General features: G+C 71.9%; 14 protein-coding genes. 6 read left to right on the forward strand and 8 right to left on the reverse strand.

Features of this window, described 5'->3' with window-relative positions; translation table 11 throughout:
* Positions 1-58: 58 nt before the first annotated feature.
* The 3 genes from LHJ74_RS00690 to LHJ74_RS34100 all read right to left on the reverse strand — a co-directional run bounded on the left by LHJ74_RS00690 (position 59) and on the right by LHJ74_RS34100 (position 1,959).
* A complete protein-coding gene (locus LHJ74_RS00690) occupies positions 59-523 on the reverse strand; it encodes a hypothetical protein (RefSeq protein WP_260215381.1) in 465 nt (154 codons plus the stop codon).
* A gap of 139 nt (positions 524-662) precedes the next feature.
* A complete protein-coding gene (locus LHJ74_RS00695) occupies positions 663-1,490 on the reverse strand; it encodes an endonuclease I family protein (RefSeq protein ID WP_260215382.1) in 828 nt (275 codons plus the stop codon).
* A 181-nt stretch (positions 1,491-1,671) separates the two neighbouring features.
* A complete protein-coding gene (locus LHJ74_RS34100; RefSeq protein WP_311203238.1) occupies positions 1,672-1,959 on the reverse strand; it encodes a hypothetical protein in 288 nt (95 codons plus the stop codon).
* Between the two features lie 286 nt (positions 1,960-2,245).
* Between LHJ74_RS34100 and LHJ74_RS00705 the strand changes: the two genes are divergently transcribed.
* From LHJ74_RS00705 to LHJ74_RS00720, 4 genes are all read left to right on the forward strand, one after another.
* The gene (locus LHJ74_RS00705) at positions 2,246-2,374 is read left to right on the forward strand and encodes a hypothetical protein (protein WP_260215383.1); all 129 of its coding nucleotides are present in this window, start codon (positions 2,246-2,248) and stop codon (positions 2,372-2,374) included.
* Between the two features lie 154 nt (positions 2,375-2,528).
* Complete coding sequence (locus tag LHJ74_RS00710) at positions 2,529-3,011, forward strand: DoxX family protein (protein ID WP_260215384.1); 483 nt, start codon at positions 2,529-2,531, stop codon at positions 3,009-3,011.
* Between the two features lie 91 nt (positions 3,012-3,102).
* Positions 3,103-3,297 (forward strand): hypothetical protein, encoded by a 195-nt coding sequence (locus LHJ74_RS00715; RefSeq protein WP_260215386.1) that lies wholly within the window; start codon positions 3,103-3,105, stop codon positions 3,295-3,297.
* A gap of 117 nt (positions 3,298-3,414) precedes the next feature.
* Positions 3,415-4,956, forward strand: coding sequence for a hypothetical protein (locus LHJ74_RS00720; protein WP_260215387.1), 1,542 nt, complete (start codon positions 3,415-3,417; stop codon positions 4,954-4,956).
* On the opposite strand, the gene yczR is transcribed toward LHJ74_RS00720, so the two are convergent.
* Entirely contained in the window at positions 4,944-6,491 is a 1,548-nt protein-coding gene (gene yczR, locus LHJ74_RS00725; RefSeq protein WP_260215388.1) for a MocR-like transcription factor YczR, read from the reverse strand. The two genes, LHJ74_RS00720 and yczR, sit on opposite strands and share 13 nt — an antisense overlap.
* A 99-nt stretch (positions 6,492-6,590) precedes the next feature.
* On the opposite strand from yczR, the gene yczE reads away from it, so the two are divergent.
* Both yczE and LHJ74_RS00735 read left to right on the forward strand, forming a co-directional pair.
* Positions 6,591-7,301, forward strand: coding sequence for a membrane protein YczE (gene yczE, locus LHJ74_RS00730; RefSeq protein WP_260215389.1), 711 nt, complete (start codon positions 6,591-6,593; stop codon positions 7,299-7,301).
* A gap of 254 nt (positions 7,302-7,555) precedes the next feature.
* Complete coding sequence (locus LHJ74_RS00735; RefSeq protein ID WP_260215390.1) at positions 7,556-7,933, forward strand: RNA polymerase-binding protein RbpA; 378 nt, start codon at positions 7,556-7,558, stop codon at positions 7,931-7,933.
* Between the two features lie 95 nt (positions 7,934-8,028).
* Here the strand turns inward: LHJ74_RS00735 and fxsA are convergent, their stop codons facing one another.
* The 4 genes from fxsA to LHJ74_RS00755 form a co-directional block, all read right to left on the reverse strand.
* Positions 8,029-8,670, reverse strand: coding sequence for an FxsA family membrane protein (fxsA, locus tag LHJ74_RS00740; RefSeq protein ID WP_260215391.1), 642 nt, complete (start codon positions 8,668-8,670; stop codon positions 8,029-8,031).
* Between the two features lie 4 nt (positions 8,671-8,674).
* Complete coding sequence (locus LHJ74_RS00745) at positions 8,675-9,445, reverse strand: polyprenol monophosphomannose synthase (protein ID WP_260215392.1); 771 nt, start codon at positions 9,443-9,445, stop codon at positions 8,675-8,677.
* Positions 9,442-11,223 (reverse strand): apolipoprotein N-acyltransferase, encoded by a 1,782-nt coding sequence (gene lnt / locus LHJ74_RS00750; RefSeq protein ID WP_260215393.1) that lies wholly within the window; start codon positions 11,221-11,223, stop codon positions 9,442-9,444. Before lnt ends, LHJ74_RS00745 begins: the two co-directional genes overlap by 4 nt.
* A gap of 501 nt (positions 11,224-11,724) precedes the next feature.
* Positions 11,725-13,371 (reverse strand): amidohydrolase, encoded by a 1,647-nt coding sequence (locus LHJ74_RS00755; RefSeq protein ID WP_260215395.1) that lies wholly within the window; start codon positions 13,369-13,371, stop codon positions 11,725-11,727.
* Positions 13,372-13,535: the final 164 nt, after the last annotated feature.

Below are 13,535 nucleotides of genomic sequence, written 5' to 3' on the forward strand. Positions count from 1 at the left end.
GGGGTCTCCAGCAGGCATGCCGCGGCGACGGTGCCGGCGCGGCGGAGGAAAGGGAAGGTCAGCTGCCTGCGGAGACGGGTGGGGCACGGCCGGTACGCGGGCCGGCGTACCGGAGGCGTTCGGCCAGACTGTCCGTCCCGGCGCGGGTGTCCCGGTGGGGGACGGGGCCGTACGAGACACGGCCGGAGAACGCTGCGGGCGTCGCCGGGTGGGCGAGATGGCGTTCGGGTGAGCTGTCTCGGACGGCACGCGGGACGGTGCCGCACAGGTCGCCGCACATCTCTTCGGCGTGCGGGTCTGCGGCGCGCCGGTCTCCGGCGTGCGGGTCCGCGGGGTAGGCGGCCGGTCCGTGGCTCGCGGAGTCGGTGGTGCCTGGGCTCGTGGAGGACACCGCGGCGGCGCTCTGCACCATGGTGGCCGGGAACAGCGTGCACAGGACCGCCGCCAGGATGGCCAGCAGCAGCCGGGGCGGGGTCGCGCGGCGAGGGAGGGGGACGGCGGCGGCGCGGGTACGCCCGGGCATACCCCCTCCTTCCGGCTGCGGCGGTCACAGGCGGTCACAGGCCGCGTGTGCCGCTGGGGCGCGCACGGGTGTGCCGCCAGGGCTCATAGTGCCATCAAAGGCGCGGGGTGAGCCCTGGCGGTCCGGCTGGCGCATGCCGTCAGGGCCAGATCTCACCGACCCACTCGGGGTGGTCGACGAACGGGTTTCGATTGTGCTGGAACTGCTCGTAGATGACGTCGTTGCGGTTCCGCTCGAAATCGTCCGGCGGGTCCTGAAGGTTCCACTGGGTCAGCATGGAGAGCCGCCCCATGTACGGGGCGGAACCGTTGTCGACGTCGTCGTTGAGCTCGAGGTCGGCGAAGCCGCCGCTGCCCTCGTAGCGCACCGCCATGTAGAAGATCATCCGCGCCACGTCGCCCTTGACCGCGTCGCGCGGCTCGAAGGAGTCGCCGTCGGTGCGGCTCTCCGGAGCCTCGTCGACGGCGGAGCCGCCCGCGTCGAAGTCCTTGTTGCCGCGGATGCTGTTGACCGACACGTCGGTGGGGCGCAGGTGGTGGATGTCGGTGCCGGGTCCGCGGGCGGTGCCGAAGTCGCCGTGGGATTTCGCCCAGACGTGTTCGCGGTTCCAGTCGTCGGGGTCACCGCCGTTGCGGTCACCGCTGCGTGATTCGCCGCTGTAGAGCAGGATGACGCTTCCGGCATCGGCCGGGTCCCGGTCGGTGACCCTCAGCGCCTCCCAGACGTCGGAGTAGGAGAGCGTGGTCTGCTCGCTGATGATGCCGTTCAGCGCGGTCTTGAGCTCTTGGCCGCTCTTGCCTTCGGCGTCCTGGTAGTACGTGTCTTCGTAGGCGCTCTGGTGGGCCGCGGTGGCCGGGGACGGGGACGCGCTGGCGGAGGCCGGCAGCTGCGCGGTGACACCGGCTATCGCGGCGCATGCGGCGAGCACGGCCAGGGATTTCCGGCGGTTGAGGCGGGTTACCTGCATGTGGGGGTCCTCTCCCGAGGGCCCGCGTCGTCACGCCGCAGGGCCATGCGGGTGCGCTACGCGGGTAGATGACAGTCGGCACCCGTCATCCTTCCCCAGTCATGCACACCTCAACATGAAGGCCGTGCGTCTGTTCGGTGCCGACCCGGTGGACGGCACAGCAGCACAACACCACAGACACTCACCCCTCGGAGGCGAGGCGGTCCAGCCACTCCCTCAGCAGATGCTCCTCCGCGCCACTGAGCGTCGCCTGCTCCGGCAGCGCCGCGCGCAGTGCGCGGGCGCCACCGCGGTGCTGATCATCTCTGTCGACAAGGTGGGCGAAGAGGCGGTGCGGCAGCACCGTGACGCGGTCGACGCGGCGGGTGCCCGCCGCGTCCTCTACACCAGCCACATGGGGGACAGCGCCTCGTCGCGTTTCCAGCCCTGCCGCGACCACGCCGTCAGCGCCGTGCGGTTCCTCGGTCACGCCACCCAGTCGGGCCGGCGCGCACTCCCGGCCGACGGGCCGGTGAGCTGAACCTCCCACGCCGGCCTCGCCGACGCGGCGACCGCCATCCTGGCCGGCGACGGCGGCTTCGACGGCCCCCTCCCCCACTCACCGCCGCGCACGCCCTCACGTTCGACGACATCGCCCGCATCGCCTCCGACGTCACCGGCCGCACCGTCACGAGGACCACCGCGCCCGACGGTGAGTTCCGGGAGCAACTCGCGGGCCGCGGCGTCCCGACGAGGCGGCAGACCAGCTGCTCGGCATGTTCGCAGCCGGCCGCGCCGGCGAATTCACCGGCGTCGACCCGACGCCGGCCACCGCGCTCGGCCGCGAACCCCTCACCCTGAGCACGGTCCTGCGCGAGCGACCGTCCAGCAGCGACGGGCACTGACCGCCTCCGGTGGCGGCGGCGAGTCGAACAACCCTCGGTCATTGGTCTAGACGTCAGGCTCGGTCCTGACTACTTTGAAACAGAAGGTCTAGACCAAGTCCCATCATGCGCATCGCACGACGCTCTCCGCCCCCACCTCCCCCAGGAGCAGATCATGCGAGTGAAATCGAGGGCGGCCGCAACTGGCCTCGACACGGATCAGAACAGACAAATCATCCTCGGCTTGTTCCGCATCGTCGTCGGACTGCTGTTTGCCTGCCGCGGCGCGGCGACACTGTTCGACGTACTCGGCGGCCCCAACGGCGGCGTGGTGCCCGGCTTCGCCGCGTGGCCAGGCTGGTGGGCCGCAGCCATCCAGCTCGTCGGCGGCACCCTGGTACTGCTCGGACTCGGCACCCGGAGTGCTGCGGTCATCTGCTCGGGCTCCATGGCCTACGCCTACTTCACCGAGCACCAGGCGCAGGCGGTCTTCCCGCTGGAGAACAGCGGCGAGGCCGCCGCGATGTTCTGCTGGGCATTCCTGATCGTCGCCGCCTTCGACCACGGCCGCCTGGCCCTCGACACGCTGTGCACCCGCTACCGGGCATCCCGCACCTCGGAAACGTCGGAGCCTCGGCGTACGGTCCACGCCGAATAGCGCAAATCACCCGATTGCCTCTTTTTCCCCACGGTACTTTCTGTGATGGTGGAACAGCTCATGGTGAACGTCCCCTACATCAGGAGTGTCCATGGTCCTGTCCATCTCAGGTGTCGTGCTGCTCGGAATCATCGCCTTCCTCTTCTTCCGGAAGGACGGCATGAAGCTCTCCCACGCCGTGGTCTGCTCCCTCTTCGGATTCTTTCTGGCCGGGACGGCGGCCGCACCGAGTATCAAGGCCGGCAGCGAGAGCTTCGCCGGTTTGCTCGGAGGCATCCAGCTGTAAACGCTGCCGTTCACCGGCCGACGACAGCGTGGCGAGGGCGCCTGCCAGAGCTTGCGAACCCAGCAAGATCCAGACGACAGACCCCAGGTCCCTGACGGGACGGGAGGAGGTTTCGGCGTGGTCCTGCGACCGCTGCCCGGGTTGCTCACACGGGGCGGAGGGGGCTCGCGGGGCCCGCGCCAGAGTCGCCATGCCGCGCGTAGGGGTGCAGCCTGCGCGCTGTCTGTACTCCATCCGCTGGTCGCGATCGCTCGTGGTCTCGGGCGGCTGGCCGTCGTCGCACGGGCCCGGTGGGGCCGTACGCCCAAGGAACGGCGCGGCCCGACCCTCTGCCTGGTGGCGGCGGGCCTGCTGACCGTGGGCCTGATGCCGTACGGACCCGTTCTCGCGGCGGTGGCCGTGATCGTCGCGGCAGGGTGGCAGGGTCGGGACCGCACACCGCCCGAGTCGGGGCCGGGCCCCGAGGAGCGAGCCCGGCTGCAGGCCGTCTATGAGGCACTCGTGCCCTACTTCTCACTCCCGGAAGATCCGAACCCGCAGCCGTTGTACGCCCATGACGGCGGGTGGGAGCGGGCCTTCGAGCAGTTCGCGTTCGGCGAGTCGGGCCGGCTCGTTTTGCTGCGGCTGCGTTATCCGGCTTACTTCAGGGACGGCGAGCGCGAGGAGCGGCTGCGCGTCGAGCAACTGCTGTGCGCCAAGGCGGGCCGGGGCCGCGAGTACCGGTTCCGCTGGGACGAGGAGTGCAACCGGCTCGAACTCGCGGTGCCCGCGCCACTGCCGACCGACATCTGCGCCCAGCCGTTCGTCACCGCCCCCGGCGAAGCGGTGCTCGGCTTCACCGATCCCTCCGAGGTACGCCGAACTCTGCCGGTCACGGACGGTCAGACCTCCCGGGACGTGCCGCCGGTGATCTGGCGTACCGGACCGCGTTCGACGGAACCGCACCTGCTGGCCCTCGGTGACCCCGGAAGCGGCGTCAGCACGCTGCTGCGGTCGGTGGCGATCCAGGCGCTGCGGCACGGGGACGTGCTCGTGGTGGACGGTGGAGGTTCCGGCGAGTTCGCCTGTCTGACGGGGCGCCGGGGGGTACTCGCGGTGGAGTCGTCGCTGGTGGGATCGCTGGCGTCGCTGGAGTGGGCGGTGCACGAGACGGAGCGGCGGCTGCTCGCGGCGAGCACCGCACGCCAGGCTGGGCGGGCCCTGCCCGAGGATGTGCGGCGCCCGTTGTGGCTGGTGGTCGACCGGCCCGTAGTGCTGAGTCAGCTGGCGCGTACCGAGGGGCGGCGGGATCCGCAGGAGCTGCTGGAGGTGCCGCTCAGACACGGCCGTGCGGCGCGGGTGACGGTCGCGGTGGCAGAGCAGTTCGAGGGCGCGGACGGTCTCGGGCAGGCGGTTCGCGCGTACAGCCGTGCGCGGGTCGTCCTCGGCGCCGTTTCCCACGAGCGGGTGCGGGCCGTGCTGGGCGAGTCGCCGCAGACGACTCCTGCCGCGCATCCGCCGCCCGGGCGGGGCTTCGCACGGATGGGCGGGGGGCCGGTCCTGCGGCTTCAGGTGCCGGCGACCCCCGATCCGCACGACGAGGCGACGAGTGAGGTCCAGCGCCGGGCGGTGCTGGCGCTGCTGCCGGAGCGCTCGGGCGCGGTGCCTCAGGCGACGTAGCTACGGGGGGCGTCGTTGAAGGTGGTGGTGGCTCCGCTGCGTACGAGTTCGGCCGCTTCGGCCAGCCGGACGGCCGCTTCCTTGGCGAGCGGCCCGGCGAGAGTGAAGGGCAGCCGGACGAAGGCCTCGAAGGCTCCGTCGACACCGAAGCGGGTGCCGGCCGGGACGCGGACCCCGGCCCGCTCCCCCGCCTGGGCGATCCGCGATCCGGAGAGCCCGCCGGTGCGCACCCACAGGGTGAGCCCGCCCGACGGGACGGCGAACTCCCAGTCGGGCAGCCGGTGGCGCAGCGCCGCCACCAGCGCGTCGCGGTTCTCCCTGGCGCGTACGCGGCGTGCCGCGACGGCCTCCTCCCAGCTGCCGTCCGTCATCAGGCCGGCGACGGCAAGCTGTTCGAGTACGGGGCTGCCGAGGTCGGCGTACGCTCGGGCGGCCACCAGGCGGCGGATCATCTCGGGGGCGGCACGCACCCAGCCGATGCGCAGTCCGGCCCAGATGCTCTTGCTGGCGGATCCGACGGTCACGACCGTGGAGCCGCCCGGGTCGAAGGCTGCCATCGGGCTGGGCAGGCCCAGACCGGGCTCCAGCGGGAGGTCCGCCATCGTCTCGTCGGCGATCAGGACGGTGCCTGCGGAGCGTGCGGCGGAGACCAGTCCGCGCCGCTGCTCCTCCGCCGCCAGCGCCCCGGTGGGGTTGTGGAAGTCCGCGACGACGTAGCCCAGGCGGGGCGCGGAGTCGCGGAGCACCTGGCGCCAGGCGGGCAGGTCCCAGCCGGTCAGGCCCTCGCCCATGGCCACCGGCACGAGCCGGGCGCCCGTCTGGCGCAGCAGTTCGAGGATGTTCGCGTACGAGGGGTGCTCGACCGCTACGCGTTCGCCGCGGGTGTCGAAGAGGCGGCACAGTGCGGCGACGCCGCCCATCGCCCCAGTGGCGATCATGATCTGTTCGGGCATGGTGGGGACGCCGCGAGCGGTGTAGCGGTCGGCGACGGCCGCACGCAGCGCGGGCAGACCGGCGGGGTAGTCGCCGTGCGTGAGGCTGTAGGGCGGGAGTTCGGTCAGCGCCCGCTCGAAGGCTCGGGTCAGATGAGGTTCGGGTGCCGGCAGGGCGGCGCAGCCGAGGTCGATCATGGTGTCGGCCGTTTCGGGCGGGAGAGGCTCCAGACCACCGGTGGGCAGCGGCCCCCCGTCGGGGATGGCCGTCCAGCTGCCGGCGCCCCGGCGGGAAACCAGGAATCCTTCGGTCCGGAGCGCCTCGAAGGCGGCGGCGACCGTCGTACGGGAGACGGCGAGGGAGGCGGCGAGTTCGCGTTCGGCCGGGAGCCGGGCGGCGACCGGGACGCGGCCTTCGAGGACGAGCAGCCGGATACCGTCGGCCAGGGAGCGGTAGGCCGGGGCCCGGCGCGCCCGGCCGGGGCCGACGTACGGGGCCGGTGTCACCCCGGCACGCGCAGCGTTCCCCCCGCTTCCCGCACCCTGGGAGCCGAGGAGGCGAGCGAGCTGCCGGGCTCCGACCACTGCTGTCCACTGAGCCATTTAGTCAGTCCACCTTCCGCCGATTGGCCATGGAACTGGCCTGCTTCTGGCTACCAGACTGCCACACGGCAGGCCACCGTCACGAGGAGGGGTTCAATTTTGTCCGCTTTCAAGGGGTCCGGCTCACACCTGGTCCGCCGTCTGGTGCAGTTGTACGTCGGACTCGCGCTGTACGGGGCGAGCGCGGGACTGATGGTGGGAGCGGATCTCGGCCTCGATCCCTGGGACGTCCTCCATCAGGGGATCTCGGAGCGCTCCGGAATCTCGATCGGTGTCGTCTCGGTGCTGGTCGGCGCGGTGGTCCTGCTCCTGTGGGTGCCGATGCGGCAGCGTCCCGGCCTGGGCACGGTCTCCAACGTCTTCGTCGTCGGCCTGGCGATGGACGCCACGCTCTGGCTGCTGCCGGCCCCGGAGGAGCTGGCGGTGCGCGTCCCGCTGCTGCTGGGCGCCGTACTGCTGAACGGAATCGCCACTGGCCTGTACATCTCCGCGCGCTTCGGACCCGGCCCGCGGGACGGGCTGATGACCGGGCTGCACCGGCTGACGGGAAAGTCGATCCGGCTGATGCGGACCTGCGTCGAGATCCTGGTGCTGGCCGCCGGCATCGTGCTCGGCGGGTCGATCGGTGTGGGCACCGTGCTGTACGCGCTGGCGATCGGGCCTCTCTCGCAGTTCTTCCTGCGGGTGTTCGAGGTACCCGGGGCGGACGGCGAGACCTCGCCCGTGGTGGCGCGCTCGAAGCGGTCGGCGGTACGGCGGAGTGCGGCGGGGAGCGACGGTCCCGGCGAGCCCGCTCCAGACCGGATTTAGAACCTGGAGCGAAGGCCCGGTAGTGTACGCCTCCGGCCCGCCGAGGACCGTTACAGCGCGCCACCGCGGCGCCGACACAGGGTGACATCTCCTGCCAGATGTGACAAACCAGGCACCGGTGGGTAACAACAAGACGTGGCACGACGGGCGACGCATGTCCCGCTACGGGAATCTTCACCGCCGACCGGACGTTGACCCGAAGACGACGACAGCGACACCTGTCCTGTGGGCGACAAGCCCGGGAGGCACGATTCATGAGTGAGCGAGCTCTGCGCGGCACGCGACTCGTGGTGACCAGCTACGAGACCGACCGCGGCATCGACCTGGCACCACGCCAGGCCGTGGAGTACGCATGCGAGAACGGCCATCGTTTTGAGATGCCGTTCTCGGTTGAGGCCGAGATTCCGTCGGAGTGGGAGTGCAAGGTATGCGGGGTACAGGCCCTCCTGGTGGACGGCGAGGGGCCGGAGGAGAAGAAGGGTAAGCCCGCGCGTACACACTGGGACATGCTCATGGAGCGACGGACCCGCGAGGAGCTCGAGGAAGTGCTGGCCGAACGGCTGGCGGTGCTCCGCTCGGGGACGATGAACATCGCGGTGCATCCGCGCGACAGCAAGCGCAAGTCCGCTTAAGGACTGCACGGTCTGTCCGGTCGGTGCTCACCGAGCACCGACCAGGGCCCGGGGCCACCCTTGGGGTGGTCCCGGGCTTCGTCATGCCTGCTGGCTCAGCGCCGGGGCGGTTCCTCGCGCCGAGGCGGTTCCTCGTCGTCGCGTATGACTTCGCCCTGCACGACCCTGCCGTCGGGCCGGTGCATCCTGACCTGGTCACCCGCGCTGCGCGCCTGCCGGACGGCCTCGCCCAGCTCACCGCGGGTGAGCAGCCGCTCCGTACCGCGCCGCAGCAGCCCGGCGGTGGGCGGGAAGAGACACAGCAGGGCGATCGCGTCCGAGACCAGCCCGGGGATCATTAGCAGGAGCCCGCCCAGCATGGCGAGGGCGTTCCCGCCACCCGGTCGGGTACCAGAGGTCGCGGCACCCGCGCCGCCCGCGCCCTCCGCACCGGCACTCTGCGCAAGGGTCTCGGCGAGATTCCGCCAGGCACGCCGCCCCGCCCGCTTGATCGCGACCGAGCCCAGCACGAAACCCGCGACCAGCAGCGCCAGGACGGTCAGCCCGCCCGCGGCATCGGCGACCAGCATCAGGAGCCAGATCTCAAGCACCGCCCAGGCGGCGATCCCCAGCGGTACGAGGGTGCGGGCGCGCGAGCGGCGTGCCCGGGCGCGGGGATGCGGACCACCCTCCGACCCCCCGGACTGCCGGTCGTCCCCGGTCGGGGGTTCGTACGGGAACGGTGTGCGATTGGTCATGTCATCAAGTGTGCCTGCGACCGAGAAGTTTGCGTACCCGGCCCTCCATACCCCAGGCGGTGACGCGCCAGAGCGCTTCCGCCAGGATGTCGTTGCTCATCTTGGAGTCGCCGCGCTCCCGCTCCACGAAGGTGATGGGGACCTCGACCACGTGGTATCCGGCACGTACCGCCCGGTGGGCCATGTCGACCTGGAAGCAGTAGCCCTGGGAGGCGACGTCGTCCATGCCGAGACCTTCCAGGGTCTCGCTGCGGAAAGCGCGGTATCCGCCCGTGACGTCACGGAGCGGCACGTCGAGAAGAGCGCGGGAGTACATGCTGCCGCCTCTGGAGATGAACTCCCGGTGCTTGGGCCAGTTCACCACGCGCCCGCCGGGCACCCAGCGGGAGCCGAGCACCAGGTCGGCGCCGCGCAGCGCGGTGAGCAGCCGGGGCAGTTCCTCGGGCTGGTGGGAGCCGTCGGCGTCCATCTCGACGAGAGTGCCGTAGCCGTGCTCGATGCCCCACCGGAATCCCGCGAGGTAGGCGGCGCCGAGCCCCTCCTTGCCCTGCCGGTGCAGGACTTGGACCTGCTCGTCCTCGGCGGCCAGCTCGTCGGCGATCTTGCCGGTCCCGTCGGGGCTGTTGTCGTCCGCGACGAGCACATGGGCCTCGGGGACCGCGGCACGCACCCGCTCGACAACCGGTCTGACGTTGTCGGCCTCGTTGTAGGTCGGAATGATGACCAGCACCGTGCCGAGCGGTCCGTACTGCCGCTGTTCTCCACCGTGTGTCACTGCCGCTGCCCCTCTGCCTGGCCCTCTTCGCCGCGCGCCCGGCGGCCGAGGATCCAGGCCCCGGCGCAGGACAGAACACCCGCGAGAGCGAGCGTCCATTCCGGAGCGGCCCCCACGCGGTCGGCGACGGTGATGTCGTCGCGCAGAGGAAGCCTAGCGGTGAGCACGTCCCGCGTGAATTCCTCGGTTTCCTGCAGCACGGTGCCGTCCGGCCCGACCACGGCACTGATCCCGCTGGTCGCGGCGGTGACCACGGAACGGCCGTGCTCGACCGCCCGCAGTTTGGACATCACCAGTTGCTGCTGGGGCTGTCCGGTGTTGCCGTAGGTGGCGTTGTTGGTCTGGATCACCAGGGCGCGAGCGCCGTCATTGACAGTGTCGCGGACGATTTCGTCGTAGGCGACCTCGAAGCAGATGACGTCGCCGAGCCGGGCGGGGCCCACCTGGAGCACTCCCGTGTGGTCACCAGGGTAGAAGTCGCGCGGCACCCGCTGGAGCCGGGTGATGATCTTGCTGAGCTGGTTGCGGAAGGGCACGTACTCGCCGAAGGGAACCGGGTGCTGCTTGGTGTACGAGGCGCCGGGGCCCTTCTCCGGGTCCCACACGATGCCCTGGTTCTCGACGTAACCCTCCTTGGTGGGGTGGTCGACCAGGGCGCCGACGAGGACGGGGACCCCGATGGCCCGTACGGCCTCGTTGATGCGGGCTCTGGCCTCCGCATGCTGGTAAGGGTCCAGGTCGGAGGCGTTCTCGGGCCAGATGACCAGCTCGGGCTGGCGTTCCTCGCCCGCCTTGACCTTGGCCGCGAGGTCGAGTGTCGCCTCGACGTGGTTGTTGAGGATCTTCATGGGGCGGCCCAGGAAGTCCATCCCCGGCTGCTCCACATTGCCCTGCACGACGGCGATGTCGACGGTGTCCGCGGCGTCCGTGGGCACCGGGACGGCGCCTCCGGCACCCATGAGGGCCGCGGTGAGCGCGACCGCTCTCAGGACGGGCATGACGCCCTCGCGGCTGAGGGCGGGAGCGCGCCGCAGCCGCACGGCAGCCAGGACTGCCGCTCCCAGCACGGCCCCGGCAAGGGCGACGGCGAATGTGACCAGCGGTGCTCCGCCAAGGGCGGCGAGCGGCGTGAACGGCGAGCCCGCGTTGGCGAAGGCGAGGCGGCCCCAGGGGAATCCGCCGAACGGCACACGGTCGCGGGCCCACTCTTCGGCGACCCACAGACAGGCGGCCCACAAGGGCCACAGCGGCAGCCTGGAGGTCACCGCGAGGCCGGACCCGAGCAGGCACACGAAGAACGCCTGGATGACGCTGAGGCCGAACGTCGCGTCCCAGCCGACGACATGGAGCCACTGCAGCAGGAAGCAGAAGAAGGGCAGTCCGAACGCGAATCCCGTCCAGGCGCCCTGCCGGGCCGTGCGGCCGTGGGTGAGCAGGCTCAGCGCGGCGACCCCGGCAAGGGACAGCGGCCAGATGCCCAGGGGTGGGAAGGCGAGGGCCAGGGCGATCCCGGCTACGGCGGCGATCGCCGTGCGCGGTGCCTCGCGGCGGGCCAGGGAGGCGATACGGCGCGCCCGACCAGGCCGCCCTCCGCCGTCCTGATCGCCAGGTATGGCTCCGTCGTCCGGCGCCTCGCGGTCGTCCGGCGGGTCCTGCCCGAGCGGTGGTTCGTGGCCGGTGGGCGTGCCGTCGCCGGACGCGTCCGCACGGCTGTCAGGCGGGTCGTCGGCCGGCCCGCTGGGAGCGGATGCGGCGGTGGTGTCGGGGCCCGATGGCACGGTCGGCCTTCCTGCAGGTCGTGCGGTGGTGAAGTGACCGTACAACGCGGAGGGCCGATCGCGGACCCTGGGTAGGCGAACCGTGGCTGGTTGAGAGGTGGTGCGGAGAGGGCCCGGCGCCCTTCGGGCCGACCTGGGACCCGCTGGCTGCGGGTCGACCGAAAGCCGTTGTCTACTGAGCATCCGGGCCCCACCCGGGTCGCACCTGCCGACTGGAGGAAACCTTCCGCCCCCGTGCCGCGGGCGCTGGACCTGGCTCCCAGTGGTGGTGTGCCGGTGCGACGCACCACCTTCTGGCCCAGCGGCGTTCGACGACTGCGCGGTGAATCCCCGGTCGGACATCCTGTGGTGGACTCCGCCGAACTTACCCGTCCCACGGCCTCGCCTGTCAACACCTGTTCGACCTGGGGCGTTTCGCTAAATCAGCAGGTCAGTGCGGAGGGCCCGGGGTGGTGCGACAGGCCGGGGGCACGTCGTTCGGCGGTATGGAGCAGTGGGTTGTCACTCGTTCGGCCGGATGTGGACCGTACGTCCGGCCACCACCGTCCGCAGGCATACGGGCAGTTCGCCGCCGGGTGTGAGGGCGGGCAGCCCCGGGGTGCCGGAGCGGGGGTCGGTGGACCAGTTGGCGACCCTCGTATCGGGCGCCTGGACGATGAGTTCACCGGCCGACCAGACGGCGTAGTCCGCGGGCGCGCCCGGCACCAGCACCCCTGCGTCGTCGCGGCCGATGGCCCGCCAGCCGCCCCTGGTGTGCGCGGTGAAGGCCGCACGCACCGAGATCCGGTGCCCGGTGGTGTGGTGGAAGGCGGCGTCCCGTACGGCGGCCCAGGGGCCGAGCGGGGTGACGGGGCTGTCCGAGCCGAACGCGAGCGGCACACCGGCGCGCAGCAGCGCGGCGTACGGGTTGAGCGTCGCGGCGCGCTCCGGGCCGAGACGCTCGGCGTACATGCCGCTGTCGCCGCCCCAGGCTGCGTCGAACCCGGGCTGCACGGAGGCGGTGAGGGCGAGTTCCGCGAAGGCGGCGATGGTGTCGTCGCTGAGCATCTCGGCGTGCTCGACGCGGTGCCGGGCGGCGCGGACGCGGTCGAGACCGACCTTCCGCGCCGCGTCGCGTACCCCCTCGGCGACGCTGCTGACGGCGGCGTCGCCGATGGCGTGGAAACCGGCCTGGAGCCCGGCCTGGGTGCAGCTGGCGACATGGGCGGCGACGGCCGCGGAGTCCAGGGAGGCGCTGCCGGTGTGCGGGGCGTCCGCGTAGGGCGCGTGGAGGTGCGCCGTACGGGAACCGAGCGAGCCGTCCACGAACAGGTCACCGGCGGCGCCGACCGCGCCCAGAGCCCGGATCCGTGCGGCGTCCTTCGCGGAAGTGACGGCTTCCGCCCAGTAGCCGGTGATGCGGGGGCCGGGTTCCTCGGCGGCGAGCCCGAGCAGTCCGGTGAAGTCGTCCTCGCCCGAGATCTCGGGGCCCGCGCATTCGTGGAGGGAGCCGATGCCGAGTTCGGCGGCGCGGCGCAGGGCGGCGCGCTGGGCCTCGGTGCGCTGCTGCGGGGTCAGGGTGCCGTGGGCGAAGGTACGCGCGGCGTGGTGGGCGTCGCCGGTCAGCGGGGCGTCGGCGCGGTAGCCGGGGAGGCCGGTGATGTCCGGTACCAGGTCCAGCAGAGCGGTGGTGACCAGTGCGGAGTGGACGTCGACGCGGGGGAGGTAGAGGGGGCGCCGGCCGGTGGCCTCGTCCAGTTCCTCCCGGGTGGGGTGGCGCCGTTCGGGCCATCCGGTGGCGTCCCAGCCGGTGCCGAGGAGCACCCGGTCGCCGGGGCGGGCGGCGGCGTGGGTCCGGATGCGCGCCAGGGCGTCGGCGAGGCTGCGGGCGGGCGCGAGGTCGAGGCCGGTGAGTGCCAGACCGGTAGCAGTAGTGTGCACATGGGAATCAGTGAAGGCCGGAGTGACAAGGGCGCCGTCCAGGTGCAGGATCTCATCCACTCCATCGGCGAAGGAGTCGGCGGCTCCCTCGGAACCGACCCAGGCGATCGTGCCGCCCTCGACGACCATCGCGGTGGCGAACGGGTCGGCGGGGCTGTGCACCTCGCCCTCGCGCAGCAGGACGGTGCGGGGCCGCTCGGCGGCGGGGTCGGGTGTGGGGTCGTTCACGGCAGCTGCCTCGCGGTTCGGATGGGCGCAGATTTCGGGTCGCTCGCTCGCCGCCCGTGCCGAGGTGGCGCGGGCGCTGTTGCGCCGCCCGGTCGGGGCGGCACCCGCCCAGTCTCGCCCCTGCGGCCGCGGCGCCGTGCACGGGGTGGGGCGTGCGGGGACCG

This window comes from Streptomyces gossypii, from assembly GCF_025165795.1.
Taxonomy (GTDB): Bacteria; Actinomycetota; Actinomycetes; order Streptomycetales; family Streptomycetaceae; genus Streptomyces; species Streptomyces gossypii.